This is a genomic window from Mesorhizobium captivum (assembly GCF_033977165.1).
Taxonomy (GTDB): Bacteria; Pseudomonadota; Alphaproteobacteria; order Rhizobiales; family Rhizobiaceae; genus Mesorhizobium; species Mesorhizobium captivum.
Map to the genome: position 1 here is coordinate 1 of NZ_JAVIJB010000035.1, position 21,514 is coordinate 21,514.

The window sequence follows — 21,514 nt, forward strand, 5'->3', positions numbered from 1 at the left end:
GGACGGCCATTCGGGACTGTAGCAGAACCTCGATCCGAGTTTGACCAGCTACAGGTAGAAGAGCGAACTCCGCGGCGCGAGCCAAGGTGTCCTTCGTTGTGGACGGATGGCAATTTAGAATGGGTGAACCTCCGCGCGCCGGTCAATCGGCTCCGAAATCTGGCGGCCATTAATCGCAGCCTGGATCGCCTCATAGGCACTGCCGATTTCCTCTTCGATCTCGTCCTCGGAAATGCCTGCGGCCTTCGCATCGGCGAACAGCTTGGTCGTCAGCTCCGCCACAGAAATAATGTCGGCGCCGGCGCTGCCGCGCATCACGTTGTCGGTGATCCATTTTCCAAAGAACTCTGCCCCGCGTTCGCTCATAGGCGGTGCCGCGCCTTCAGGAAATGAGCCTCTCGAAGCAGGGAATTCCAATCGGTCCCGATCAACGTGATCAGCTCGCGAGCTTGCTCTTCGGTAACGTCTGCCTCTCTGACCAGGCGATCGGCCAGAACCTTCATCGCCCCACTTTGCGAACCTGACCTGTTGTCATCGTCACTCATGAAAACGACCTCCTAATCGTTAGAACGATCTAGAGGACGGACTGTTCAGGTTAGGCAAAAAATTCGGCGTCGGCTGAGCCAGGGGATCATCCACGGACCCGGACCGCCGGCGATCGTGCCAGCAAAGGACTGACTCGCCGCCGACAGACCTCCTGAGCGGATCCTGTGGCTAGAGGCGATGGAGCCAGCATTTCACGCCTTCGTCTGGATTGCTATGTTGAAGGCCGGCTAGCGGAGATGATGCGCGAAGACAGTGGAAAGTGCACATATGGCGTTTCCGGTATCCTTTGCAAGAAGGCGAACACATGGTCCGCCTTCCTCTCATATAGACGGCCGGGAGAACGAGTTAGCCACCCATCTTCTTAGCCATCGCGCAGAAATCTGCATGCGACTTGTTAAGCGTGGTATCGCCGCAGTCTTTCAACGCTGCCTTTTGTTCATCAGGTTTCATGGCCTTCCATGCGGTCATGAAATCCTTTTCTGACTTCAGAGTTTTCATGCCGGCATCGGTGAAGAACGGCGACATCTTGGCCGGATCATCGAGCGCAGACGTGGACCCGGCCATTGCGGTACCACCCATCATTGCGAGTACGAGTGCGCCCATACTCAACATCTTGATATTCATCGAAATACCTCCTTGGTTACCACATAACCCTAGAACGAAAACGTGCACCTACTGAGAGGGGTTCCAGACGCCGGTCACAACGGTTGTCCCTTGCCGAGCGAGCGGCCATTCCATGACGCGATGCCTTATTTCCTCCGGAAATTCTGGAGCGAGGCATGCCTTAACTTGTGCTCGCCGCGCAGGAATTTCACTTGCCCGGTGATGCCAGGCCTCACCCATTCGACATCCGCGCCGGCGACGGCCGTCGGCACCGGCCGATGCGGTTTCGCAGCCTTGGCTAGTTGAACGCGCTGCCATAGTCGCTCGCGCATTCGTTGGGATAGCGTCACGGCGGCAGTGCCGGCGTAGCAGCCGTTGCGTGCCACGATCGCGGCAGCCGGCTTGCCGGGCTCGCGCTTGATACCGAGCAGCTCGAAATCTCCGATCTCCCAGCATTTGGTCTTGACCCAGAAATCCAGCTTGCCGCTGCGATAGGGGCTTTCCCGGCGCTTCGAGACCATGTCCTCTAGGCCCATCTTCTCGACAGCCTCGAAGAAGGCAGCGCCGCCGCCTTCGACATGATCGCTGTATTGGATGATGCCCTTGGCCGGCTTGACCAGGTGCCATAGCTTCGCCTTGCGCTCGATCAGTGGTAGGGCGCGCAGATCCTGCCCGTCAAGGCACAGGATGTCGAAGGCGACAAAGGCTAGCTGCTCGCGTTCCACGCCATGCGCGAGTGCATCTCGTGAAAATTCGGCGTGCCATCCGGATCCGGCGCGATCATTTCGCCGTCGATGATGAAGGCCCTCCCCGGCAGCTTTTCGGCAGCGTCGACCATCGGCCAGTAGCGCTTTGACCAATCAATGCCGGTGCGGGTGAAGGCACGCGCGCCGGCCAGTCGAGGATCAGCTGGGTGCGGAAGCCGTCATATTTGATCTCGTGCAGCCAGTCGTCGCTGACCGGCGGCGTCTCGACCTGGACTGGCTCCAGCGGCCTAATGAACTTCAGCCGCTCGCTGGCGTTGCGCATGCACAATACCCCAACCGCGATTCAAGCCGTGCGCAGTCGCCAGGTTCCAGGTATTTTAGCAAAATTATATGTAGGAGCGGTTATGGCGCTCGCAGACGACAGCGGGCGATTAATAGACTCCGCCAGCCGCCTTCAGCGTCCTAGCGGCAATTTTGACACCGAAACCAGCTCGTCCTCGTCTCTAATCCCAGCCTGGTAGTTTGCTATGACCCGGGAGGCGAGCGCTTCACGTCGCTGTTGCGATTGATGTTCTTCTTTCAGTCTGTCGAAGACGCGGCCAAGCAAGGCTACTTCGGACGAATCGAAGATCCCGGCTTCCTTAGCTTTCTGGTAGATCGGCATTCCACCCCTCTTCACTGCACCGGCGCTATTTGCCGCGCCAGACTAACAGATTTGGGCGCCAAGCTACACGATACCTAGAAATTGGCACCAGGGCCGCCGCTGGACTTCGATCTTATTTAAGCGCATCCTCCCGAGCGGGGGAAAGGGCTTGGACAAATCACGGCACCACAATCGGTCTGACCAAGGGCAAACACTCCGGCGCCAGGCGCTCGCGTGAGCGGCGTTGGGCGAGAGTTCCGCTTCGCTTTATCCTCGTGACTGTCGCCGCTGCTGGCGCGCTGGCTGCGCTGACTGCCATGAAGCACGCCGACAGCTTGCATGAGATCAGTCTGCAGAACTTGATCGGGACGAAGCAGCCGGAGCCGATCACCGGCGTCGCATCCGTCATCGACGGCAACACGATCGAAGTGCACGGGCAGCGGATCCGCTTCAACGGCATCGACGCGCCGGAGAGCAAGCAATACTGCGACGACGCCAAGGGCTTTGAATATCCGTGCGGCCGGCGATCGGCTGCAGCGATGGACACCTTGCTGGCCGCCTCGAGGCCGGTGCAATGCACGTTCGTGACCTGGATAGCTATCACCGCTTTGTCGGCGACTGCCGGCGCGCCGACGGCGCCAGCGTGGCGGCATGGATGGTCGAGCACGGCCAGGCGCTCCATTGGCCGCGCTACAGCAACGGCGCCTATGTCGGGCAGCAGGCGAAAGCCCAGGCGGCGAAGGTCGGCCTATGGGTCGGCAAGTTTGAGCAGCCTTGGGACTGGCGCGCGTCGCATGCCGACGGCAAAGCGCCGTCGAGCCAGCCGCTCGGCATCGTCAACCGCAAACTGGTCGCGCAGAGCGGCTATTCGTGCGAGCCGCGGCGGACATGCAAGCAGATCAGTTCCTGCGACCAAGCCCAATGGTATCTGCAGAACTGTTCATGGGGCGGGAAGCTGGATCGGGACAGCGACGGCGTGGCGTGCCGATTAGGCCGTTGCACGTGACCACTGTGTAGGACAGTAGTGTGGGACGAGCGGACGATTACCGCCGATTACCGCCGATTACCGCCTAACATATTGATTTAATTGGCGCACACCCACCAAAAACTCCCTTAGAAGATTCGATGTATGGTCTCGCCGCTCAAGGCGGTCAGCTGCTTTGTGCCGGGGCCGCTAACGCACCTCGGCCCACGCGGGATACTCAGCTTCGAAAAGCAAGATATATACGAACGTCTTCCCGCTGGGCGGCACCTTGCGAGTTCCGCTGCCAAAGTCTTGGCAAGCACTGCGGATCCTAATTACGATAGGCATCGTTCCGAGTGAGCGAAGATATGCGAGGAGCGGTGCGTCAATGAAAAATGTCAGGTGACCGATGGCGCCATGGACGCGCTGGTAGAGGCTCGCGGCGACCACGATCCCCGGAACGCTGTCATCATCGCCCTGGCTGAAGTCGGCTTCATCGTGCCGGACACCTGCCGCGAGGAATCCCTTTCGCTCAAAGAGGCCGCATAGCGCGGCCCGATCCTTTCGCTGACCAAAGACGGGCGGACAGGTATCATCCTGTCCGTCCGTTCTCTTGCGGGTATAGCGCCAACCGGCGAAGGTCGCGGCTCTTCGTCACCTGTCTCGCGACGCCGCAACCTCGCCCGTGCGTCAACGAATCTCATGAGATGGTTGGTGTGAATTACACTGCGCGCGCCCAGTGATGCGCCTCTTGCCAATAGGCGAAAGCGCCTATCTAATATTCAGTATTGCCGCGATGCGCCAACATGGACGCTAGGTTGCACTAGCGTCCATGCGGCGGGTGCGCCAGTCGGCATTCGGGGTTCGCGGCCGATTTGCTTGTCAGGCTGACCGCGAACCCCACCGACAATCTCCAATTTAAATTCAATCCCTGTGTCGGCAAGCGAAGCGAGAGTGATTATTTCGTGCGAGTGAAGACCCGCCTGCACCGCAACGCGGGTCAATAACGATGTGGTCGAGCCTCTTGTGAGCTTTCGCCACCGTGAACCGCGCAATAACCGCCGTCCAAACGAACCCATTCCTCAATCGAACGCTGCACTCCGCCGCTCACGAAGTTTGAGCATCGCGTTCCCTTCTTGGTGATGGCGCCACAACGGGGTTCACCATCGGTAGCAACCCAATCCAGATATTGCGAAGTGGAGACGCCGAACAGCTTAGCCGCGACTTCATCGCGATTAGCCACGAACGCGGCGATCTCCTTCGGCTCTATCTCAACGGTCTGACTTCCGGCAGGGACACGGATATAGGCAATGAAATGAAGTCCAGCCGCTTCCATCGTCGAGATTGTCTTCATGTCAAGCTTCATGCTTTTGGCCCCATGGCTGTTAGTTACAATGGAACAATTCAATCATGCTGTCGGCAGAAGGACCAATGCCTTCAAGGAAGGTGAAATTGCGGTCTCGCGCATGTGCAAACTTCTTGTATCCGGTGTATGCTCCTAGTCGGTTTTTCGCATTCATCTGTCCGCAGATGATGCCGCTTCCGTTTTCACTGTAGCGAAGACCTGTCAGTTGTAGCGAATCGGGGTCGGGAACCCATTGCGTCATAGAAGACCTGATGTTGGCTTTCACCCAAAACGGTGGGTAAGGGCCGAAAGTATAAAATACGCCGCCCACGACTGCGAGTGTCGCCAAAGCAATAGTCAGATTTTTCAAAGGTTAGTCCCCCAATGACGTTGCCCAGCGGCAAGGAATCATAGGGTGGACTCGCGTGTCAAGAGTCGCGGATTCAATCCACAGTGGTAAATCCTGCCAGCCGTCGCCAGTGTGTCAGCCGGCTGGCCACCCCGGCGCGCGCCTATTCGTCTTCAGGTTGTTCGGGCGGGCTTCCCCTTCTTGCCGGGATTGTTGCTCATTGCCGCTCATTGACTCCTTCGCCGTTGCCTAGCGCTTTAGATAAGTGTCTTTCCAACTATCGGTTTTTGGTAGCCCGCTGGTCGTCTCCGGAGGCAGATGCGCCCTAGCCGCTGGACGCATTATTGCCCAGACGACAAAGCCGCCCAAAAGCATACCTAGAACAAACTTCATATTACCCTTCGCCCGAGTCGGCGGCCTACTATTCTTCCGGCTCATAGTCGGGCTGGTCGAAAGCGTTCAAGCTGACTTGTCGCGTGAACTGTCCGGGCGCTACACCCAGCGCAAGCAAAAGGTCCGGGTCGGTATCCCCATCGAAGCGCACTAGGAAGCCGTAGGTCTCGCCATCGTTGCCATCTATCGTTTCGAGTTCCCAAACCGCATCATTGAGCAGATCGACATCGACGCCCCAATCCGCAGCGATGTCCGCCGCCTCGCTTTCCTCAAACATAACTTCGCCGCCCATGCGCCAGCCTCCCTTTCTCAGTCGAAGGCAGCCGACCATAGGCCAGACTCCCCGTTAAGAGTCGCCAGAGTGGCGATTTCCACAGGCCACAAAGCCCACTTTTCCGCCCGTCACAATGTTACAAAGTGATGCAACCAGAGAAGAAATTATCTAGTGATTTCAATAATACAGGACAGGTTATCCAGGGCAACTTGGTTTCAGTACTGCTGGACGGGTCGGGATTCCCCACGGTCGAACGCCGCCAAGCGGCGGATCGGTGACGAACGCTGCTCGCCCGCATGCAACGACGTTGTATCTGAGCCAACGGCGAGCCCTGGACTTCCTTGCAGGACCGAAATAGGCTCATGCGTGCCGCGGCTATGAGCGCCCGAGCATGAATGTCGCCTGCACATTCGCCCATGTCCGGATCTCGAACGTCATCCAGCCTGTTGTGGAGGCTTCCAATCTCGCCTCGCTTCCATGCGATGATCTCTTAGGGCGTTGCCGAGATTGGTCCCCGCTCAATTACCTGGATGCAACTCTTCGTCCGTCAGAACGAGCGTTGGAAACGCAGAATGCCGCCGACGCTGTCGTTTTTGTCGGCGTTAGTCCAGTTCACGTTGGAAGGGTTCACCATGCCGACGCCGAAGTCGCCGCAGTGGTCATAGTCAACTTCGGCTGTTACCGTGAAATCTGGAATGAGCGTATAGGCGACGTTCATGGCGACACCATAGTTCTTGAGCTGATCACCCGAGACCTGAAGGTTGAACAAAGTTGTCTCGTTGAACTGGTAAGTGGCGCCAGCCCAGAAAGCCCAGTTGCCGCCCCAAGTTTTGTAGAAGCCGCGGCCGTGAGCGTCGATTGCGTTAGTGGAATCATCGTTGAGCTTGCCATTGGAGCCGTAGCCTAACATTCCGAATAGCGACAGCTCGTTGGTGACATTGACCTCGACGCGGACTTTGCCGGCCACCGATCCGTAGTTGCTATCATAAGCAGCAACACCGGTGATCGCGCCCCACTGTTGTGTGTATTTCAGGCCGCCGACCACGTGCGGAACGTAGCTATCGATGGCGCCGACCGCGCCTTCGCCTTCTTCAAGCGAGACCACGGCCGAAAAGCCGTCACCGGCGTCAAAGTAGTACTGGATGACGTTGGTTTCGAAATCACCGTAGGGAACGAGCATCGGATTGAGCACGTTGCCGGGATAGCCAATAAACATGTCGAAGGCCGACCAGTCCTTGCCAATTCGAAGGTTGCCAAGCTGGATCCAGGCGAAAGTCAGGCTGAGGTCTCTATTGGAGGCATAGTTTGGAGGACTGCCCGGATCCGAATAATCGTTGCGGTTACCAAAGTTCATGCGGGTTTCGGTGTAGGTCTTCAACGTGCCCAACTCGGTTTCCCGGTTCGTCCAGGTCTTCAGCGTGAAGCGGGCATTCTTCTTCCAGGTTGCATTGGTGCTGCCGCCCTCGTGGTCGGTTGCCTTTGCCCCATCCAACGAGCCGACGTCACCCAAGGCGATGTCATAGCGGACATAGCCGCCGATGCGCAGGCAGGTTTCGGTGCCTGGGATATAGAAGAAGCCTGCGCCATAGACGTCGCAGATCTTGACGTATTCGCCTGCGTCTGGCTCGGCGTCGACGGCGCGGGCATCGGAAACGGCAATCAGGGTCGCAGCTGAGCCGAGAAGAAGACTCGTGAAGTTCATTTGATCTCCGTTCAAACATATAAAAGAGGAAAGACGTCGAAGAGCGGACCCTTCGCTTATCCCCGCGATCTAAAATGTGGCGCAATGCGCTGCGCCTTTCGCAGCGCGACGAACCCGTCATGATAACGGTTCAACAACAAAGGCGATGAAGATAAATCATATTATCAAACAACAGAGGCATTTATAAATATGTGAATTGCTGCAATACAGCACTGTGAATTCACCCTTTTTGAGCCAACCGCCAAAGTGATGTCCGCTAGTTGTGGGCAGATCCTCACAACGACTTCCACAGTTGCATGCGCAAGTGACGTGCCAACCTGGCGACGCAGCTGTGGCTTGACACTCAAGTTTGCCGGCGGACCTTGGTTCGCGCTCCCTTCTCATGTTGCCTTGAGATCAAGCCGCGCACGAAACGCCAGGGTTTTGGAATGGTTCGCGTGTTCGATACGCGACAGGTTTCGTTCAAAGGCAACAGCTTTGTTTGTTTGAGCCTCGATATTGAGACGTCATGAGGCGGCACCGCTCGCTACGTCAGCGGGTGCCGCACGACGCTGACATAATGGTCATGAGCGAGACTGGGCATGTCATCCTTGCAGCATGGCCCAGGCAGTAAGCGTCGTTTCCGTTTTCTCGATTCAACTGAACGCTTGGCGATTTTGGCGAAGGACGGGATAGTGGACATAGAAAACGGTCTTGTTCGCGTACGGCGGCGGCAGTTGCTGCCGCATGCGATGCTTTTCTCGACCGGGCTGCCCCTTAAGGAGGCGTGAGTGCGAGGTAACCAGCACGACTGCGAACGCCCGAGACGGAGCGCCACCCAACGCGTCGACCACCTTTGGCCTCGCAGGGCACAGCGTGCTGCTTGGGTGCCCGTGAGACAATCCTTCGTCCGGCTACGGTGATTGGGGTTAAGGGCGTGTGCGTTGCACATGAGCCTCACGGCTGCCGTACCCGTTCGCGAGACTCAGCCGTGTTGCGAAATTGGCCGCGTCCGATCATGCAGCAGGACTGCGCTTGTCCAACGGCAACTTGGCGCTGGCAGTGCTTTCTCAGTTGAATTTGATGCTCGCCTGCCCGAACACGCCGTAGCGTTCAACCTCCAAATGCAGGATCTGCGGGCTACCACCGCCCGGCGTCTCCTCGAAATGAGCGGCGCCAGCAGCTGCCGCGCGCCAGTAGCGGCCGCCGACGCCGATGTTGAATAAATCCGTGACTTTGTAGTTCAACATAGCCTCGAGTTGGACGCCATGCCCGCTGCCGTCTTCGGGAGTCGGATTGATCTCTGGGCGCAGATGGTGCTGATCCTTGCCGTCAAGCCGCGTGAACAGCACTGCGACGTCACCGGAAAGGGTGAGTCGTTCAGTGAGTTGCGTCTGCCCGGCCAGGCCGAGTTGAAGCGAATGCCAATCGTCATCCTCGCTGACGCCGCCCATATTGGTCGTAATGGCTGGCTCGCAAATCCGCGGGTTGGCCGCCTGCTGCGCGCAATGGATGGCGTGGTAGTTCTCGTGCCAGAAATTATATCCGACATAAGCACCGATGCGGTAACGCGGCGTGTTCCAGAAATTATATCCGAGGTCGGCGCTGAAATACGTGATGCGACCGTTGTGCTGATCGGACAACGTCCTCGAATAGGGTTCTTCGTCCAGGTAATCCTCGTCGGTAAGAGAACCCTGGGCGATCCCGGCCGCACTGAGAAAGCCCTTGACGAAGATGCCAGTCGGATTGTGGGTCGCGTTGAGGAAGACTTCGCCCGATAGGGCACCGAGATCGTAGTATGTGAGCCGCGACATCACCTTGCCGCGGCTGCCGTAGAGGTCCTTCGATGCTTCACCGCTGCTGTACCAGTAGCGTAGCCCGCCCTCGAACGAAAAGACCGGGGAGACCGCGCTGGCGACTGCCGCCGGCTCGGCGACCACCGGGGTGTCGGCAGCGGCGGCGCCCGCCGACAGATCGCAAAGCGCGACATGGGTTATAAGCACTCGCCGCATCGGCAGATTCTCCTTTGTGTTGATTTTCGGGTACCGTCGCGGACATCCAGAAATTGGCCAGGTTGGACCGACTGCGGAGCGGTCTCCAGGCAAGGGGATCATCGTGGCAAAAGTGCCTGCACAGCCCTTGGCCCGGCTATTGCTTGCAGTGCGGCCGCTTGCTTCTTCTGCACCGGGAGGTCCTACGGTACGGCTTGATCCCAGCAGACAGCATGGTGCGAACATTGCAACACTCTCCGCGAGACGCGTTAGCGACACTCCAAGCAACATGCGTGCCAAAGAAAAAACTCTTTAGACGCATGCCAATCGATTGTCGCATGTCCGACATTTGTCGCGCCTCGCACGAGGGCAACCAGGGCGACCGCGAAAGCCCGAGACCGAGCCCCGCCAACTTGTCGATCACCTTTGACTTCGCAGGGCATCGCGTTCTGCTTTGGCGCCCGTGACATAATCCTTCGTCCGGCTACGGTGACCAGGGTTTAAAGGCGTGCGCGTTGCACACGAGCCTCACGGCTGCCGTAGCCGTTCGCGAGTTCAGCCGTGTTGCGAAATCGGCCGTATCTGATCATGCAGCAGGACTGCGATTGTCCAACGGCAACTTGGCGCTGGCGGTGCTTTCTCAGTTGAACTTGATGCTCGCCTGCCCGAACACGCCGTAGCGTTCAACCTCCCAATGCTGGATCTGCGGGCTACCACCGCCCGGCGTCTCCTCGAAATGAGCGGCGCCAGCAGCTGCCGCGCGCCAGTAGCGGCCGCCGACGCCGATGTTGAACAAATCCGTGACTTTGTAGTTCAACATCGCCTCGATTTGGACGCCATTCCCGTTCCCATCTTCGGGAATCGGATTGATCTCTGGGCGCAGATGGTGCTGATCCTTGCCGTCAAGCTGCGTGAACAGCACCGCGACGTCACCGGAAAGGCTGAGTCGTTCGGTGAGTTGCGTCTGTCCGGCAAGGCCGAGTCGCAGCGAATGCCAATCGTTATCCTGGCTGATGACGCCCATATTGGTTGTAATGGCTGGCACGCAAATCCGCGGGTTGGCCGCCTGCTGCGCGCAATGGATGGCGTGGTAGCTTTCGTTCCAGAAATTGTATCCGACATAAGCACCCAAGCGGTAGCGCGGCGTGTTCCAGAAATTATATCCGAGGTCGGCGGTGAAATACGTGATGCGACCGCTGTGCTGATCGGACAACGTGCTCGAATAGGATTTCACGGACAAAGAGGGGTTAACGAAATCCTCGTCGGTAAGAGAACCCTTGGGGATCCCGCCCGCACTGAGGAAGCCCTTGACGAAGATGTCAGTCGGATTGTGGGTCGCGTTGAGGAAGACTTCGCCCGATAGGGCACCGAGATCGTTGTATGTGAGCCGCGAGACCATCCCCGCGACGTCGGCGTTGTAAAGTTCCTTCGATGCTTCGCCGCTACTGTACCAGTAGCGTAGCCCGCCCTCGAATGAAAAGACCGTGGGCACCGCGTCGGCTCGCACCGCCGGATCGGCGAACACCGGGCCGTCGGCAGCGGCCGCACCCGCCGACAGACCGCAAAGCACGACACATGTCAAAACCACTCGCCGCATCACCAAAATTCTCCTTTGTGTTGATTTTCGGGTTTTGTCGCGGACATCCTAAAATTGGCCAGGTTGGACCGACTGCAGAGTTGGTCTCCAGGCAAGAGGATCATCGTGGCAAAGTGCCTGTACAGCCCTTGGCCCGGCTATTGCTTGCAGTGCGGCCGCTTGCTTCTTCTGCATCGGGAGGTCCTACGGTACGGCCTGATCCCAGCAGACAGCATGGTGCGAACATTGAAACACTCTGCGCGAGATACGTTTAGCGACACTCGAAGCAACATGCGTGCCAAAGAAAAAACTCTTTAGACGCATGCCAATCGATTGCCGCATGTCCGGCATTTGTCGCGCCTCGCACAATGTCAAAGCATCCTGTCGCAAATTGTCGGTGAGAGGGTTGCGGCATGAAAGCTCTTCAATTTCTGAGGAGCTCGTGACCTTCAAAGTCCGCCTGTGCGACCGATCCGCGAATGCCACGCCGCCAGGTTCCCAAGGTCGGAGCCACGGCGCGGAAACCCCTCGCGTAAGTCCGGGCGTCCCCACTGTGAAACGCCCGCTGGGCGCGACCAGCGGCCCCGGCTCGTTTGTCTGGATCGAACCGATGGGGTGTCGGCCGGGTCGGTCAGGTTCTGGTTCCGATTATTCGCGTGCGACTGGCTTTGTCTTGATCCGCATCAGTCCACGTCGGTCACCGTGCTTGAGCATGGCTGTTGCCACTCGCGTCGCCAACCGTGACTTCCGGCTCGCGAACGTGCAACGAGGCGTCTCGCCCCTTCGGCGTCCCGACAGCTAATATATGAAGAAAAACTGTCGACTGGTTTCCTTCAAATTCCTGCAATGAATTCGACAAAATAGCGACGCCGCTTTACCCCACAAGGCGCGAAGAATTGGTAACTGATTGAAATTTAAGCCACCCCTGCATCTGGCATGACGTTTGCTCTCTGCCTGTTAACATGTGAAGACGTTATACAAAATATGAAGGCATTATAAAAAATATAATGCGTGCTCGATTCGATTTATTCGAAAGGCATGAAAATGAACATTCTTCTTTAGGAATGGAGCAAGACAAATGACAAGTATCATAACGACAGCAGCTTTTCTTATGGCATCGGCGTTGGCGTTCGCATTGGACATAAAAGAAACCAACGATGTGCTAAGTATTGATGCTCGCAGGGATGCCAAGACGTATCCGTGCAGCCGCCAGAAGGCACTCCCCTCTGTTAAATGGGAAAGCGGATGCGTCTTCGTCAATTACTTGCCGCAAGTTCTCCAGCCTGCCTGAAGTGACGTGCATCTGACAAGAGACGCAATACGCGCCAAATACCCTTTTGCGCAGTGCCTAGCATGGTGCCGGCCCGAACCTTGGTCCCGCGCTTACGCGACAAAGCTCAAGCCTCGCGTCGGGAAATCACAAGCGTCCCTTCGTGAAATCACAGGGGCCATGACGTTCGGAAATTCTCCCGAGTCAGTCCACCTCTTGAAGCGTGAAAGGAGCAAAACCAGTTCGGCATGCGCGCGCGATGCCGCAAAAGTCGCGCGAACCCCATTCTGGCCCTGAGGGCCCGGATCGGGGGAGGCTCTCGCAATCTGTTTGTCCTAAAGGAGAACGATATGAATTTCCGTCCATTGCACGACCGCGTACTCGTTCGGCGCATCGAGGCCGAGGAAAAGACGGCCGGCGGCATCATCATCCCCGACACGGCCAAGGAAAAGCCGCAGGAAGGCGAAGTCATCGCCGTCGGCCCGGGCGCTCGCGACGAGAGCGGCAAGCTCACCCCCCTCGACGTGAAGGTCGACGACCGCATCCTGTTCGGCAAGTGGTCCGGCACCGAAATCAAGCTCGACGGCGAGGACCTGCTCATCATGAAGGAAAGCGACATCCTGGGTGTGATCGAGGTTTCGGCCTCGGCCAGACAAGCCGCGTGACCGAAACCGCGTGACACGAACAGTCAACAAGAACTACCTATTGACAGGAGTGAACCAATGGCTGCCAAGGAAGTGAAATTTCATTCTGATGCCCGCGAGCGCATGCTGCGCGGCGTCGACATTCTCGCCAATGCGGTGAAGGTCACCCTCGGTCCGAAGGGCCGCAATGTGGTGATCGATAAGAGCTTCGGCGCCCCGCGTATCACCAAGGACGGCGTCACCGTCGCCAAGGAGATCGAGCTCGAGGACAAATTCGAAAACATGGGCGCGCAGATGGTGCGCGAGGTCGCGTCCAAGACCAGCGACATCGCCGGCGACGGCACCACCACCGCCACGGTGCTGGCGCAGTCGATCGTGACCGAGGGCGCCAAGGCAGTCGCGGCCGGCATGAACCCGATGGATTTGAAGCGCGGCATTGACAAGGCGGTGGAAACGATCGTCGCCAATCTGAAGGCCAATGCGCGCAAGGTGACGAAGAACGACGAGATCGCCCAGGTCGGCACCATCTCGGCCAATGGCGATGCCGAGATCGGCCGATTCCTCGCCGAGGCCATGGAGAAGGTCGGCAACGAGGGCGTCATCACCGTCGAGGAAGCCAAGACTGCCGAGACTGAGCTCGAAATCGTCGAAGGCATGCAGTTCGACCGCGGGTATCTGTCGCCCTACTTCATCACCAACCAGGACAGGATGCGCGTCGAGCTCGAAGAGCCCTATGTGCTGATCCACGAGAAGAAGCTCGGCAATCTGCAGGCGCTGCTTCCCGTGCTCGAAGCCGTGGTTCAGTCCGGCAAGCCGCTGCTGATCATCGCCGAAGACGTCGAGGGCGAGGCTCTGGCGACGCTCGTGGTCAACAAGCTGCGCGGCGGACTGAAGGTGGCCGCCGTCAAGGCCCCCGGCTTCGGCGACCGCCGCAAGGCTATGCTGGAGGATATCGCCGTCTTGACCGGCGGCACGGCGATCAGCGAGGATCTCGGCGTCAAGCTCGAGAATGTCACGCTGGAGATGCTTGGCCGCGCTCGCAAGGTGGAGATAGAGAAGGAAAACACCACCATTGTCGACGGTGCCGGCCATAAGGAAGAAATCAACGGCCGCGTTGCTCAAATTAGGGCCCAGATCGAGGAGACCACTTCCGACTATGACCGCGAGAAGCTGCAGGAGCGCCTGGCCAAGCTCGCCGGCGGTGTCGCGGTGATCCGCGTCGGAGGCTCGACCGAAGTCGAGGTCAAGGAGCGCAAGGACCGCGTCGACGACGCGCTGCACGCCACTCGCGCGGCGGTCGAGGAAGGTGTCTTGCCGGGCGGCGGCGTGGCACTACTCAGGGCAGCAAGAGCACTCGACCATGTCGTCCTCGACAACCCCGACCAGAGGACCGGTGTCGAGATCGTGCGGCGCGCCATCGAGGCTCCCGCTCGCCAGATCGCCGAAAACAGCGGGGCGGAAGGCTCCATTATCGTGGGCAGGGTTCGCGAGAAGCCTGAGTTCGGCTACGGCTGGAACGCCCAGACCAACGAATTTGGCGATCTCTTCGGCCAAGGCGTGATCGACCCCGCCAAGGTCGTGCGCACGGCGCTGCAGGACGCCGCTTCCGTAGCCGGCCTGCTCGTCACCACCGAGGCGATGGTGGCCGAGAAGCCGAAGAAGGAAATTCCCGCGCCGGCGATGCCGGGCGGCGGCGGCATGGATTTCTGACGAGCCCCACTTTCTTTTTTGTCGTGGGAGAGGGCGGAGCTAGCTTGCCAATGGTCCATTCGCCCTCTTCCAAGCATCGATTCCGCCCTCGATGTGGCAGGCTGATGTGAGACCCTCATCCTGGGCGGCCTGCACCGCCATGGCCGAACGCTCGCCGAAGGCGCAGTAAAGCACAAGCCGCTTGCCGGTCGAACGGACGAGCTCGTGCAACACGCCGCCAGGGGCGATGTTTTCTTGCAGCCTCGGGTAAGGCACATGCAGCGCCCCCGGAATAATGCCCTGGCGTTCGCGCTCGGAGCGCTCGCGCAGGTCGATCAGTGCGACATCCGGCCTGCCGGCCAGCGCCAACGCTTCGTTGGCATTGGCCGCCCAGCCGCGCCGCGCGATCTCGTCCTGCTGCAGCCCGACCTTCATATTGGCGGGCACGGCGACATCCATCATTTTCGGATTGGCGAGCTTCAGATTGTTCATGATCTCGAGATACTCCTCGACCGACTTCACCTGCAGGCGCGGGTTGAAGGCCTTCTCCTCGCCTATGGTCGAGACAGTGTTGCCCTTGTAGTCATGCGCCGGGTAGACCAGCGTGGAGTCGGGCAGCTTGAGCAGGCGGCCGAAGATCGATTCATACTGGTGCCGCGGGTCGCCGTTCGGGAAGTCGGTGCGGCCGGTGCCGCGGATCAGCAGTGTGTCGCCAGTGAACACTCGGTCGGGCAGGGCGAAGCTATAGGAATCCTCGGTGTGGCCGGGCGTGTAGACGACGTCGAGCGCCAGCCCCTCGATGGTCAGCCTGTCGCCGTCGGTAAGCCGCATCGACACCACGTCGGCCTTGGTCTGCTCGCCCATCACCGTGATGCATTGCGTCTTGTCGCGCAGCGCTCCAAGGCCGGTGATGTGGTCGGCATGGAGATGCGTGTCCACCGCCTTGACCAGCCTCAGGTCGAGCTCACGCACGAGCCGGAGATAGTGGTCGACCTTGTCCAGAACCGGATCGATGATCAGTGCCTCGCCGCCTTGGCGACTGGCAAGCAAATAGGAATAGGTGCTCGAAACGGAATCGAACAGCTGACGGAAGATCATGATTTGCTCCATATCATCCGGTCGCGATCTTTTTTGCAGCTTGTCATGCGGCTCTACCGCTACCCCGAGGCGCCGCACCCTCAGCGCTCGCCGACTAGGATGGCCTCGAGGTTCGTCACAGCCTCCTCGCGGCGGGTCAAGACACTACGTCGTGGACGGGGACGGGGACGGCGCATCGGCTCACGCGTGCGCCAGGGACAAGTCACGCCCGGGAAACAAGCGCAGGAGTAGCCAATGCCTCATTGGCCTCATCATGGATCGAGAAACTGTAACGGCCACATGCGTCGAGGTCGACCGAGTAGCTCAGGCGCTCGCGTATGTGGTTATCCTGGTCGAACGTGACGATCCGCGGCTTCAGCGCTGTGATATGCGCTTCGTTCAGGTAGATGGAGTTGCAGACGATGATCGGGTCGCCAGGCTGGCAGGTACGGGCGGCAGCACCATTGAGGATGCAGCATCGTGATCCGCGCTCGCCGAGGATGACATAGGTCGAAATCCGCGCGCCGGAATTCTTGTTCCATATTTCCACGAATTCCATGGGCAGGATTCCGGCTGCCTCGCAGTGGTCAGGGTCGAGCGTTATCGACCCATGGTAGTTGAGATTTGCTTCGGTGACGTGGATGCCGTGGAGCTTGCCGGCGACTATTTTTCGCATTGGTCTGTTGTCCTATTTTCGTCTCGCATGAACAGTCTTGGTGTCTTGTCGGCGGCCGCCGCGCGGCTAAATTCCAACCACGAGCGCCCCGCCGCTGAGACCGGCACCCGCCGCCGCCAGAAGGATTTTCTCGCCCGGCTGGAGTGGCTGCGTCCGATTGGCGAGCGACAACGAGAGCGGGATCGTTGCGGCGGAAGAGTTGCCGTATTCGGCGATCCTCTTGACGATTGCCTGGTCCGCAATGCCGAGGTTTCGGCCGACGGCATCGAAAATGCGGGCGTTGGCTTGATGCGGGACGAACCGGTCGATGTCTTGCGGCCGCATTCGAGCTATGGCGAGCGCGTCCCTTGAACATGCCGTCATCATCTCCACGGCCTTGGCGAACACTTCGCGGCCGTCGATGATCGTCATGCGGGTCTGCGCGAGGTCGAGGTCGTTGTGAAAAGGCGTGTTGCTTCCTCCGGCGGAAATCTGGATCAAACCGTAGCGCGAACCGTCCGAATCCACCGAAGCGCCGAGAATGCCGCGTTCGGCATCCTCGCTGGGACCGATCACGACCGCGCCGGCGGCATCGGCAAACAGCACGGCGCTGGCGCGCTCGGCGGGGTTGATGCGGCGGCTCAAAATGTTGGCGGCAATGACAAGGGCGGGTCTGCCGTGCAGGCGGGTGAACCCGTCGGCGAACATCAGCGCATAGATGAAACCTGCGCAGGCGCCGGTCAGGTCGATGGCGCCGGCGCGGCCGAGGCCAAGCCGGTGCGCGACCAGTGGCGCGCTCGGTGGCAGAAGGTGATCCGGAGTGGACGTGGCAAGCAACAGGAGACCGATTTCGCTCCGATCGATACCGGCATTTGCCAGCGCCATGTCGCCGGCCCGCGCGGCAAGGCCCGAAAGTGTATCTTCGTCAGTCGCCCAGAAGCGCGATTGAATTCCTGTGCGCCGTTCGATCCAACCTGGCTCGAGGCCGAGACTGTTCTCGATCTCGGCGTTCTCAACCTTGCGCCCAGGCACATGGTGGCCAAGCCCGAGGATGCTCGACGACCTGCTCATCGTTTCGATCCGAAGCGTTCGCCGGCCTCCTCGATGGCGTCATAAAGCCGATCGAGCTCGGCGCCGGTTACGCAATAGGGCGGGAGAAGATAGAGGACGTTGCCGAGCGGGCGCACCAGCAATCCCTGCTCGAGGAAGAATGCCCGCAGCTTTGGGCCGATCTCGGCCAGATAGCCCGGGGATGCGGTACCCAAATCGAGCGCCGCGATCGTGCCGGTGATCCGGCAGTCGGTGAAGCAAGGATAGTCGTGAAAACGCCGAAGGCCAGTAGCCTGCAGCGCGCCCAGGGCCGCGATCCGTTCGGTAACAGGCTCGTCGTGCCAGATCTCGACGTTGGCCAGTGCGGCCGCGCAGGCAATCGGATTGGCCGTATAGGAGCTCGAATGAAAGAAGGTCTTCTTCCGGTCGACTGAATAATGGGACTGGAAGATGGTGTCGGTCGCCAGTGTGGCGGCGAGCGCAATGGTGCCGCCGGTCAGGCCCTTCGAGGTGCAAAGGATGTCGGGCGAGATGTTCGCCTGCTCGCAGGCGAACATGGTTCCGGTGCGTCCCCAGCCGGTCATCACTTCGTCGGCGATCAAGAGCGTACCCGAAGCCTCGGCGATCCTCTTGAATTCAGCCAAAACCCAGGCCGGATACATCAGCATGCCGCCGGCGCCGAGCACCAGCGGCTCGACAATCAGCGCAGCTGCGCGCCGGTCGCGAGAGACGACCTCGAACCGATCGAGCGTTTCCTGCTCGCGTCCTGCGGCCGGGAAGGGGATGGTGTCGACCTCGAACAGCAAGGGTTCGTAGGCGGCGTTGAACACACCGCGGGCGCCGACGCTCATCGTGCCGATCGTGTCGCCATGGTAGCTGTGCTCCATGACGACGATGCGCGAGCGCGGCGCGCCGATATTGCGGAAATAGCCGAGCGCCATCTTCAGCGCGACCTCGACCGAGGTCGAGCCGCTGTCGGAATAAAACACCCAGTCGAGCCCCGGCGGCGCGAGATTCACCAAGGCTTTGGCGAGGCGTTCGGCCGGCTCGTGCGTGAAGCCGGCGAAGATGATCTGGTCGAGGCTTGCAGCAGTCGTCTCGATCGCCTTGACGATACGCGGATGGCGGTGGCCGTGGGTGACGACCCACCAGGACGAAATGGCGTCGAGGATGCGGGTGCCATCGGCCTTGTGGAGATAAGCGCCTTCAGTCCGGACAATTTCGGGGATCGCCGGCTCGAGCGCATGTTGCGTAAAAGGGTGCCAGACGCGGGATTGCGACATCATTGACCCCGTGCAATCGGCGCGAGATCGAAGCCCGAAACCATCGCTTCCCTCAAGGTTCTAGATGTCAGCGGATCAAGGTATGGCAGCCTGCCAAGCTGCCGCACATTGGCAAATTCCGCGATCGTCCTTTGGCTGTCCGCCATTTCCTCGCCGATGAAGGCCACGCCGATGAGCGGGATGGCACGGGCCCTGAGCGCCTCGATCGACAGCAATGTGTGATTGATTGTGCCGAGCCCGGTGCGCGCGCAAAGAATGACCGGCAGTTGCCATTCCCGGAATATGTCGATGAATCTTGTCTGCCGATTGAGCGGTACCATCACTCCGCCAGCGCCTTCGATGATGAGCGGGCCTGGCAAGTCCGGCAGTGAGAGCTTTGCCGCCTCGATTGCGACGCCATCGATTTCGGCCGAACGATGCGGCGACAGTGGCGTCTTCAGACGATAGACTTCCGGCAGGACGCGCCCGGCCGGCAGGCCGGAAAGCCGGGCAACAGCCTCGCTGTCGGTCTCTTCGTCGAGGCCCGATTGCACCGGTTTCCAGTAGAAGCCGTCGAGCAGGCCGGCGAGGCCCGCCGAAAACACCGTCTTGCCGATACCGGTATCCGTTCCGGTGATGACTATGCCTTTGGTCATGTCGCTTCGGGTCATGCCGCCTTTAGTCATTCTGGGCCAACGCCTCGACAAGCGCATCGATCATGGCGGATATGGCGGCTTCATCGACGTTGAGCGTCAGCGATATGCGCAGGCGCGAAGTCCCTTCCGGCACAGTCGGTGGACGGATGCCGCGTATGTCGAAGCCGCGGGCCTGCAGTGCCGCCGCCGCCGTCATGGTGCGTCGATTGTCGCCTATGACAACTGGCTGGATCTGCGTTCCGCTGGGTTTTATGCCGCAGCGCTCTGCCAATTGGCGGCCCGCCAATGCAATGCGCTCATGCAGTTGAATACGGCGCATTGGCTCGTCGGCGAGCATGGCGAGCGCTTCACGCGCAGCAACCGCCATCAGCGGCGACGGCGCGGTGGCGTAAATGAATGGTCGGGAGCGGTTGACGAGATAGTCGCACAGCGTTCGCGGCCCGGTGACGAGCGCTCCTGAGGCGCCGAGCGCCTTGCCGCATGTGTGGAGCGCGAGGATGTTGTCGCGGCCCTCGAAAGCGACGGCAAGGCCGCGGCCGTCCGGTCCCCACACCCCGGTGGCGTGCGCCTCGTCGACAACGATGAAGGCCTCGTGCCGGTCGGCCAGCGCGACAAGGCTCTCCAAAGGCGCGCAATCCCCGCCCATGCTGTAGAGGCTTTCGACCGCGATCCAGACCCGCCCAACGCCGCCTTCGGCGCGCCAGCGCGCGATCTGATCCTCAATGGCGTCGACGTCGTTGTGCGCAGCCAGAACGAACTCCGCGCGTCCGGCGCGCGCACCCTCATGCATGCTGGCATGGGCGAGCTCGTCGAGGACGAGTAGGTCGCCCTTCTGCGGCAGCGCCGTCAGAATAGCGAAATTGGCGATGTAGCCGCCGCCGAAGAAAAGCGCGCGCTCGGCCCCGAAAAACGCCGCAGCGTGAGCTTCCAGTTCCTCGTGCTCCGGCGCGTTGCCGCGCAGCAGCCGCGATCCTGTTGCGCCGACCGGCGTGCCGCGTCCAATCGCGGCAGCAACCGCATCGCCAAGCCTCTTGCAGGCGGCAAGCCCGAGATAGTCGTTCGACGAGAAGTCGAGGCCGGCGCGCCGCGACAATATCCGCAGCCGGTCCTTGCGCGCCAGCCCCTGCAGGGTCGCGTCATACCGGGCGAGGGTCGCTCCGTTCATTGCGCCTCGAGTTCCATCGGCTCGATGCCGAGACGCCGGAACAGCAGCGTATCCTTGTCCTGGCCGGGATTGTCCGCCGTCAGCAGCGTATCGCCGACGAAGATCGAATTGGCGCCGGCAAAAAAGCACAGCGCCTGCATCTCGTCGGTCATGGCGGTGCGGCCGGCCGAAAGGCGGACATGCGATTTCGGCATCATGATGCGGGCGAGCGCGATCATGCGCACGAACTCGATCGGCTCGATAGGGCTGGCGTCGGCAAGTGGGGTGCCAGCGATAGGGATGAGCATGTTGATCGGAACGCTTTCTGGATGCTCAGGCAGATTGGCGAGCGTCACCAGCATGTGGATCCGGTCCACCGGCTCTTCGCCCATTCCGACAATCCCGCCGCAGCAGACCTTGATGCCGGATTGGCGAACGTTCTCCAGCGTATCCAGCCGATCGGCAAAGCTGCGCGTGCTGATGACCTCGCTGTAGTAGCGCTCCGAGGTGTCGATGTTGTGGTTGTAGTAGTCGAGCCCCGCCTGCTTCAGGCGACCGGCCTGCTCGAGATCGAGCATGCCGAGCGTCATGCAGGTCTCCATGCCGAGCGCCTTGACGCCTTCGACCATGGCGACCACCGCATCCATGTCGCGCGGCTTGGGATTGCGCCAGGCAGCACCCATGCAATAGCGGGTGGCGCCGGCATCGCGCGCTTTGGTCGCCTCGGTGATGACTCGCTTGACCTCCATCAGCTTCGAGGCCTTCAGGCCCGTTTCGTGATGCGCCGACTGGCTGCAATAGCCGCAATCCTCCGGGCAGCCGCCTGTCTTGATGCTGAGCAACCGGCTGAGCTGGACCTTGTTGGGATCGAAATTCTGGCGGTGAACGGTCTGCGCTAGGAAGAGCAGATTGTTGAAAGGTGCGTCGTGAAGTGCCCGAGCCTTCTCTAGCGTCCACATCCCGCCATCAGCGCATTGCGTGCGTGGCATCGTGTT

26 protein-coding genes are annotated in these 21,514 nt (G+C 60.0%); 6 read left to right on the forward strand and 20 right to left on the reverse strand.

Annotated features, from left to right (window positions below; genetic code table 11):
* Nucleotides 1-114: 114 nt before the first annotated feature.
* The 7 genes from RFM40_RS24900 to RFM40_RS24930 all read right to left on the reverse strand — a co-directional run bounded on the left by RFM40_RS24900 (nt 115) and on the right by RFM40_RS24930 (nt 3,166).
* Nucleotides 115-366 carry a DUF768 domain-containing protein gene (locus RFM40_RS24900; protein ID WP_320278461.1) on the reverse strand — a complete coding sequence of 84 codons (252 nt, stop codon included), beginning with the start codon at nt 364-366 and terminating at the stop codon, nt 115-117.
* Nucleotides 363-545 carry a hypothetical protein gene (locus RFM40_RS24905; RefSeq protein ID WP_320278462.1) on the reverse strand — a complete coding sequence of 61 codons (183 nt, stop codon included), beginning with the start codon at nt 543-545 and terminating at the stop codon, nt 363-365. The genes RFM40_RS24900 and RFM40_RS24905 overlap by 4 nt, the downstream gene beginning before the upstream one ends.
* 346 nt (nt 546-891) lie before the next feature.
* A complete protein-coding gene (locus RFM40_RS24910; protein WP_320278463.1) occupies nt 892-1,170 on the reverse strand; it encodes a hypothetical protein in 279 nt (92 codons plus the stop codon).
* A 125-nt stretch (nt 1,171-1,295) separates the two neighbouring features.
* Complete coding sequence (locus RFM40_RS24915) at nt 1,296-1,874, reverse strand: ATP-dependent DNA ligase (RefSeq protein WP_320278464.1); 579 nt, start codon at nt 1,872-1,874, stop codon at nt 1,296-1,298.
* Between the two features lie 55 nt (nt 1,875-1,929).
* Nucleotides 1,930-2,178, reverse strand: coding sequence for a hypothetical protein (locus RFM40_RS24920; protein WP_320278465.1), 249 nt, complete (start codon nt 2,176-2,178; stop codon nt 1,930-1,932).
* Between the two features lie 132 nt (nt 2,179-2,310).
* Entirely contained in the window at nt 2,311-2,520 is a 210-nt protein-coding gene (locus tag RFM40_RS24925; protein ID WP_320278466.1) for a hypothetical protein, read from the reverse strand.
* 157 nt (nt 2,521-2,677) lie between these two features.
* Complete coding sequence (locus RFM40_RS24930; RefSeq protein WP_320278467.1) at nt 2,678-3,166, reverse strand: hypothetical protein; 489 nt, start codon at nt 3,164-3,166, stop codon at nt 2,678-2,680.
* Here RFM40_RS24930 and RFM40_RS24935 point away from each other — a divergent pair.
* Nucleotides 3,074-3,505 carry an excalibur calcium-binding domain-containing protein gene (locus RFM40_RS24935; protein WP_347349856.1) on the forward strand — a complete coding sequence of 144 codons (432 nt, stop codon included), beginning with the start codon at nt 3,074-3,076 and terminating at the stop codon, nt 3,503-3,505. The two genes, RFM40_RS24930 and RFM40_RS24935, sit on opposite strands and share 93 nt — an antisense overlap.
* A 375-nt stretch (nt 3,506-3,880) precedes the next feature.
* The gene (locus tag RFM40_RS24940; RefSeq protein ID WP_320278469.1) at nt 3,881-4,012 is read left to right on the forward strand and encodes a hypothetical protein; all 132 of its coding nucleotides are present in this window, start codon (nt 3,881-3,883) and stop codon (nt 4,010-4,012) included.
* A gap of 451 nt (nt 4,013-4,463) precedes the next feature.
* Here RFM40_RS24940 and RFM40_RS24945 read toward each other — a convergent pair whose 3' ends face one another.
* From RFM40_RS24945 to RFM40_RS24960, 4 genes are all read right to left on the reverse strand, one after another.
* Complete coding sequence (locus RFM40_RS24945) at nt 4,464-4,829, reverse strand: hypothetical protein (RefSeq protein WP_320278470.1); 366 nt, start codon at nt 4,827-4,829, stop codon at nt 4,464-4,466.
* A gap of 19 nt (nt 4,830-4,848) precedes the next feature.
* Nucleotides 4,849-5,178, reverse strand: coding sequence for a hypothetical protein (locus RFM40_RS24950; RefSeq protein ID WP_320278471.1), 330 nt, complete (start codon nt 5,176-5,178; stop codon nt 4,849-4,851).
* 400 nt (nt 5,179-5,578) lie between these two features.
* A complete protein-coding gene (locus tag RFM40_RS24955; protein ID WP_320278472.1) occupies nt 5,579-5,842 on the reverse strand; it encodes a hypothetical protein in 264 nt (87 codons plus the stop codon).
* A gap of 529 nt (nt 5,843-6,371) precedes the next feature.
* Complete coding sequence (locus RFM40_RS24960) at nt 6,372-7,526, reverse strand: porin (protein ID WP_320278473.1); 1,155 nt, start codon at nt 7,524-7,526, stop codon at nt 6,372-6,374.
* A gap of 581 nt (nt 7,527-8,107) precedes the next feature.
* On the opposite strand from RFM40_RS24960, the gene RFM40_RS24965 reads away from it, so the two are divergent.
* Nucleotides 8,108-8,296, forward strand: a complete 189-nt coding sequence (locus RFM40_RS24965; RefSeq protein ID WP_320278516.1) for a hypothetical protein — start codon at nt 8,108-8,110, stop codon at nt 8,294-8,296.
* Nucleotides 8,297-8,575: 279 nt separating this feature from the next.
* Here RFM40_RS24965 and RFM40_RS24970 read toward each other — a convergent pair whose 3' ends face one another.
* A complete protein-coding gene (locus RFM40_RS24970; protein ID WP_320278474.1) occupies nt 8,576-9,517 on the reverse strand; it encodes a hypothetical protein in 942 nt (313 codons plus the stop codon).
* A 619-nt stretch (nt 9,518-10,136) separates the two neighbouring features.
* On the reverse strand, nt 10,137-11,093 hold the full coding sequence (locus RFM40_RS24975; RefSeq protein WP_320278475.1) for an omptin family outer membrane protease: 957 nt from the start codon (nt 11,091-11,093) through the stop codon (nt 10,137-10,139).
* Between the two features lie 1,057 nt (nt 11,094-12,150).
* Here RFM40_RS24975 and RFM40_RS24980 point away from each other — a divergent pair.
* From RFM40_RS24980 to groL, 3 genes are all read left to right on the forward strand, one after another.
* On the forward strand, nt 12,151-12,363 hold the full coding sequence (locus tag RFM40_RS24980; protein ID WP_320278476.1) for a hypothetical protein: 213 nt from the start codon (nt 12,151-12,153) through the stop codon (nt 12,361-12,363).
* A 329-nt stretch (nt 12,364-12,692) separates the two neighbouring features.
* Entirely contained in the window at nt 12,693-13,007 is a 315-nt protein-coding gene (gene groES / locus RFM40_RS24985; protein ID WP_320278477.1) for a co-chaperone GroES, read from the forward strand.
* A gap of 57 nt (nt 13,008-13,064) precedes the next feature.
* Nucleotides 13,065-14,696, forward strand: coding sequence for a chaperonin GroEL (gene groL / locus RFM40_RS24990; RefSeq protein ID WP_320278478.1), 1,632 nt, complete (start codon nt 13,065-13,067; stop codon nt 14,694-14,696).
* A gap of 39 nt (nt 14,697-14,735) precedes the next feature.
* Here groL and RFM40_RS24995 read toward each other — a convergent pair whose 3' ends face one another.
* The 7 genes from RFM40_RS24995 to bioB form a co-directional block, all read right to left on the reverse strand.
* The gene (locus RFM40_RS24995) at nt 14,736-15,773 is read right to left on the reverse strand and encodes an MBL fold metallo-hydrolase (RefSeq protein WP_320278479.1); all 1,038 of its coding nucleotides are present in this window, start codon (nt 15,771-15,773) and stop codon (nt 14,736-14,738) included.
* Nucleotides 15,774-15,975: 202 nt separating this feature from the next.
* Complete coding sequence (gene panD / locus RFM40_RS25000) at nt 15,976-16,428, reverse strand: aspartate 1-decarboxylase (RefSeq protein ID WP_320217223.1); 453 nt, start codon at nt 16,426-16,428, stop codon at nt 15,976-15,978.
* Nucleotides 16,429-16,494: 66 nt separating this feature from the next.
* The gene (locus tag RFM40_RS25005) at nt 16,495-17,478 is read right to left on the reverse strand and encodes a beta-ketoacyl-ACP synthase III (protein ID WP_320278480.1); all 984 of its coding nucleotides are present in this window, start codon (nt 17,476-17,478) and stop codon (nt 16,495-16,497) included.
* Nucleotides 17,475-18,740 (reverse strand): adenosylmethionine--8-amino-7-oxononanoate transaminase, encoded by a 1,266-nt coding sequence (locus tag RFM40_RS25010; RefSeq protein ID WP_320278481.1) that lies wholly within the window; start codon nt 18,738-18,740, stop codon nt 17,475-17,477. Before RFM40_RS25010 ends, RFM40_RS25005 begins: the two co-directional genes overlap by 4 nt.
* Nucleotides 18,740-19,375 (reverse strand): dethiobiotin synthase, encoded by a 636-nt coding sequence (gene bioD / locus RFM40_RS25015; protein WP_320278482.1) that lies wholly within the window; start codon nt 19,373-19,375, stop codon nt 18,740-18,742. The genes RFM40_RS25010 and bioD overlap by 1 nt, the downstream gene beginning before the upstream one ends.
* A 22-nt stretch (nt 19,376-19,397) precedes the next feature.
* On the reverse strand, nt 19,398-20,540 hold the full coding sequence (locus RFM40_RS25020) for an 8-amino-7-oxononanoate synthase (RefSeq protein ID WP_320278483.1): 1,143 nt from the start codon (nt 20,538-20,540) through the stop codon (nt 19,398-19,400).
* Entirely contained in the window at nt 20,537-21,478 is a 942-nt protein-coding gene (gene bioB / locus RFM40_RS25025; protein ID WP_320278484.1) for a biotin synthase BioB, read from the reverse strand. Before bioB ends, RFM40_RS25020 begins: the two co-directional genes overlap by 4 nt.
* Nucleotides 21,479-21,514: the final 36 nt, after the last annotated feature.

Coding starts and splice junctions, on each gene's coding strand:
- RFM40_RS24900 (WP_320278461.1), bottom strand. CDS start 366: ATGAGCGAACGCGGGGCAGAGTTCTTTGGAAAATGGATCACCGACAAC.
- RFM40_RS24905 (WP_320278462.1), bottom strand. CDS start 545: ATGAGTGACGATGACAACAGGTCAGGTTCGCAAAGTGGGGCGATGAAG.
- RFM40_RS24910 (WP_320278463.1), bottom strand. CDS start 1,170: ATGAATATCAAGATGTTGAGTATGGGCGCACTCGTACTCGCAATGATG.
- RFM40_RS24920 (WP_320278465.1), bottom strand. CDS start 2,178: ATGCGCAACGCCAGCGAGCGGCTGAAGTTCATTAGGCCGCTGGAGCCA.
- RFM40_RS24925 (WP_320278466.1), bottom strand. CDS start 2,520: ATGCCGATCTACCAGAAAGCTAAGGAAGCCGGGATCTTCGATTCGTCC.
- RFM40_RS24935 (WP_347349856.1), top strand. CDS start 3,074: ATGCACGTTCGTGACCTGGATAGCTATCACCGCTTTGTCGGCGACTGC.
- RFM40_RS24940 (WP_320278469.1), top strand. CDS start 3,881: ATGGACGCGCTGGTAGAGGCTCGCGGCGACCACGATCCCCGGAACGCT.
- RFM40_RS24945 (WP_320278470.1), bottom strand. CDS start 4,829: ATGAAGCTTGACATGAAGACAATCTCGACGATGGAAGCGGCTGGACTT.
- RFM40_RS24955 (WP_320278472.1), bottom strand. CDS start 5,842: ATGGGCGGCGAAGTTATGTTTGAGGAAAGCGAGGCGGCGGACATCGCT.
- RFM40_RS24960 (WP_320278473.1), bottom strand. CDS start 7,526: ATGAACTTCACGAGTCTTCTTCTCGGCTCAGCTGCGACCCTGATTGCC.
- RFM40_RS24965 (WP_320278516.1), top strand. CDS start 8,108: ATGTCATCCTTGCAGCATGGCCCAGGCAGTAAGCGTCGTTTCCGTTTT.
- RFM40_RS24970 (WP_320278474.1), bottom strand. CDS start 9,517: ATGCGGCGAGTGCTTATAACCCATGTCGCGCTTTGCGATCTGTCGGCG.
- RFM40_RS24975 (WP_320278475.1), bottom strand. CDS start 11,093: ATGCGGCGAGTGGTTTTGACATGTGTCGTGCTTTGCGGTCTGTCGGCG.
- RFM40_RS24980 (WP_320278476.1), top strand. CDS start 12,151: ATGACAAGTATCATAACGACAGCAGCTTTTCTTATGGCATCGGCGTTG.
- groES (WP_320278477.1), top strand. CDS start 12,693: ATGAATTTCCGTCCATTGCACGACCGCGTACTCGTTCGGCGCATCGAG.
- groL (WP_320278478.1), top strand. CDS start 13,065: ATGGCTGCCAAGGAAGTGAAATTTCATTCTGATGCCCGCGAGCGCATG.
- RFM40_RS24995 (WP_320278479.1), bottom strand. CDS start 15,773: ATGATCTTCCGTCAGCTGTTCGATTCCGTTTCGAGCACCTATTCCTAT.
- panD (WP_320217223.1), bottom strand. CDS start 16,428: ATGCGAAAAATAGTCGCCGGCAAGCTCCACGGCATCCACGTCACCGAA.
- RFM40_RS25005 (WP_320278480.1), bottom strand. CDS start 17,478: ATGAGCAGGTCGTCGAGCATCCTCGGGCTTGGCCACCATGTGCCTGGG.
- RFM40_RS25010 (WP_320278481.1), bottom strand. CDS start 18,740: ATGTCGCAATCCCGCGTCTGGCACCCTTTTACGCAACATGCGCTCGAG.
- bioD (WP_320278482.1), bottom strand. CDS start 19,375: ATGACCAAAGGCATAGTCATCACCGGAACGGATACCGGTATCGGCAAG.
- RFM40_RS25020 (WP_320278483.1), bottom strand. CDS start 20,540: ATGAACGGAGCGACCCTCGCCCGGTATGACGCGACCCTGCAGGGGCTG.
- bioB (WP_320278484.1), bottom strand. CDS start 21,478: ATGTGGACGCTAGAGAAGGCTCGGGCACTTCACGACGCACCTTTCAAC.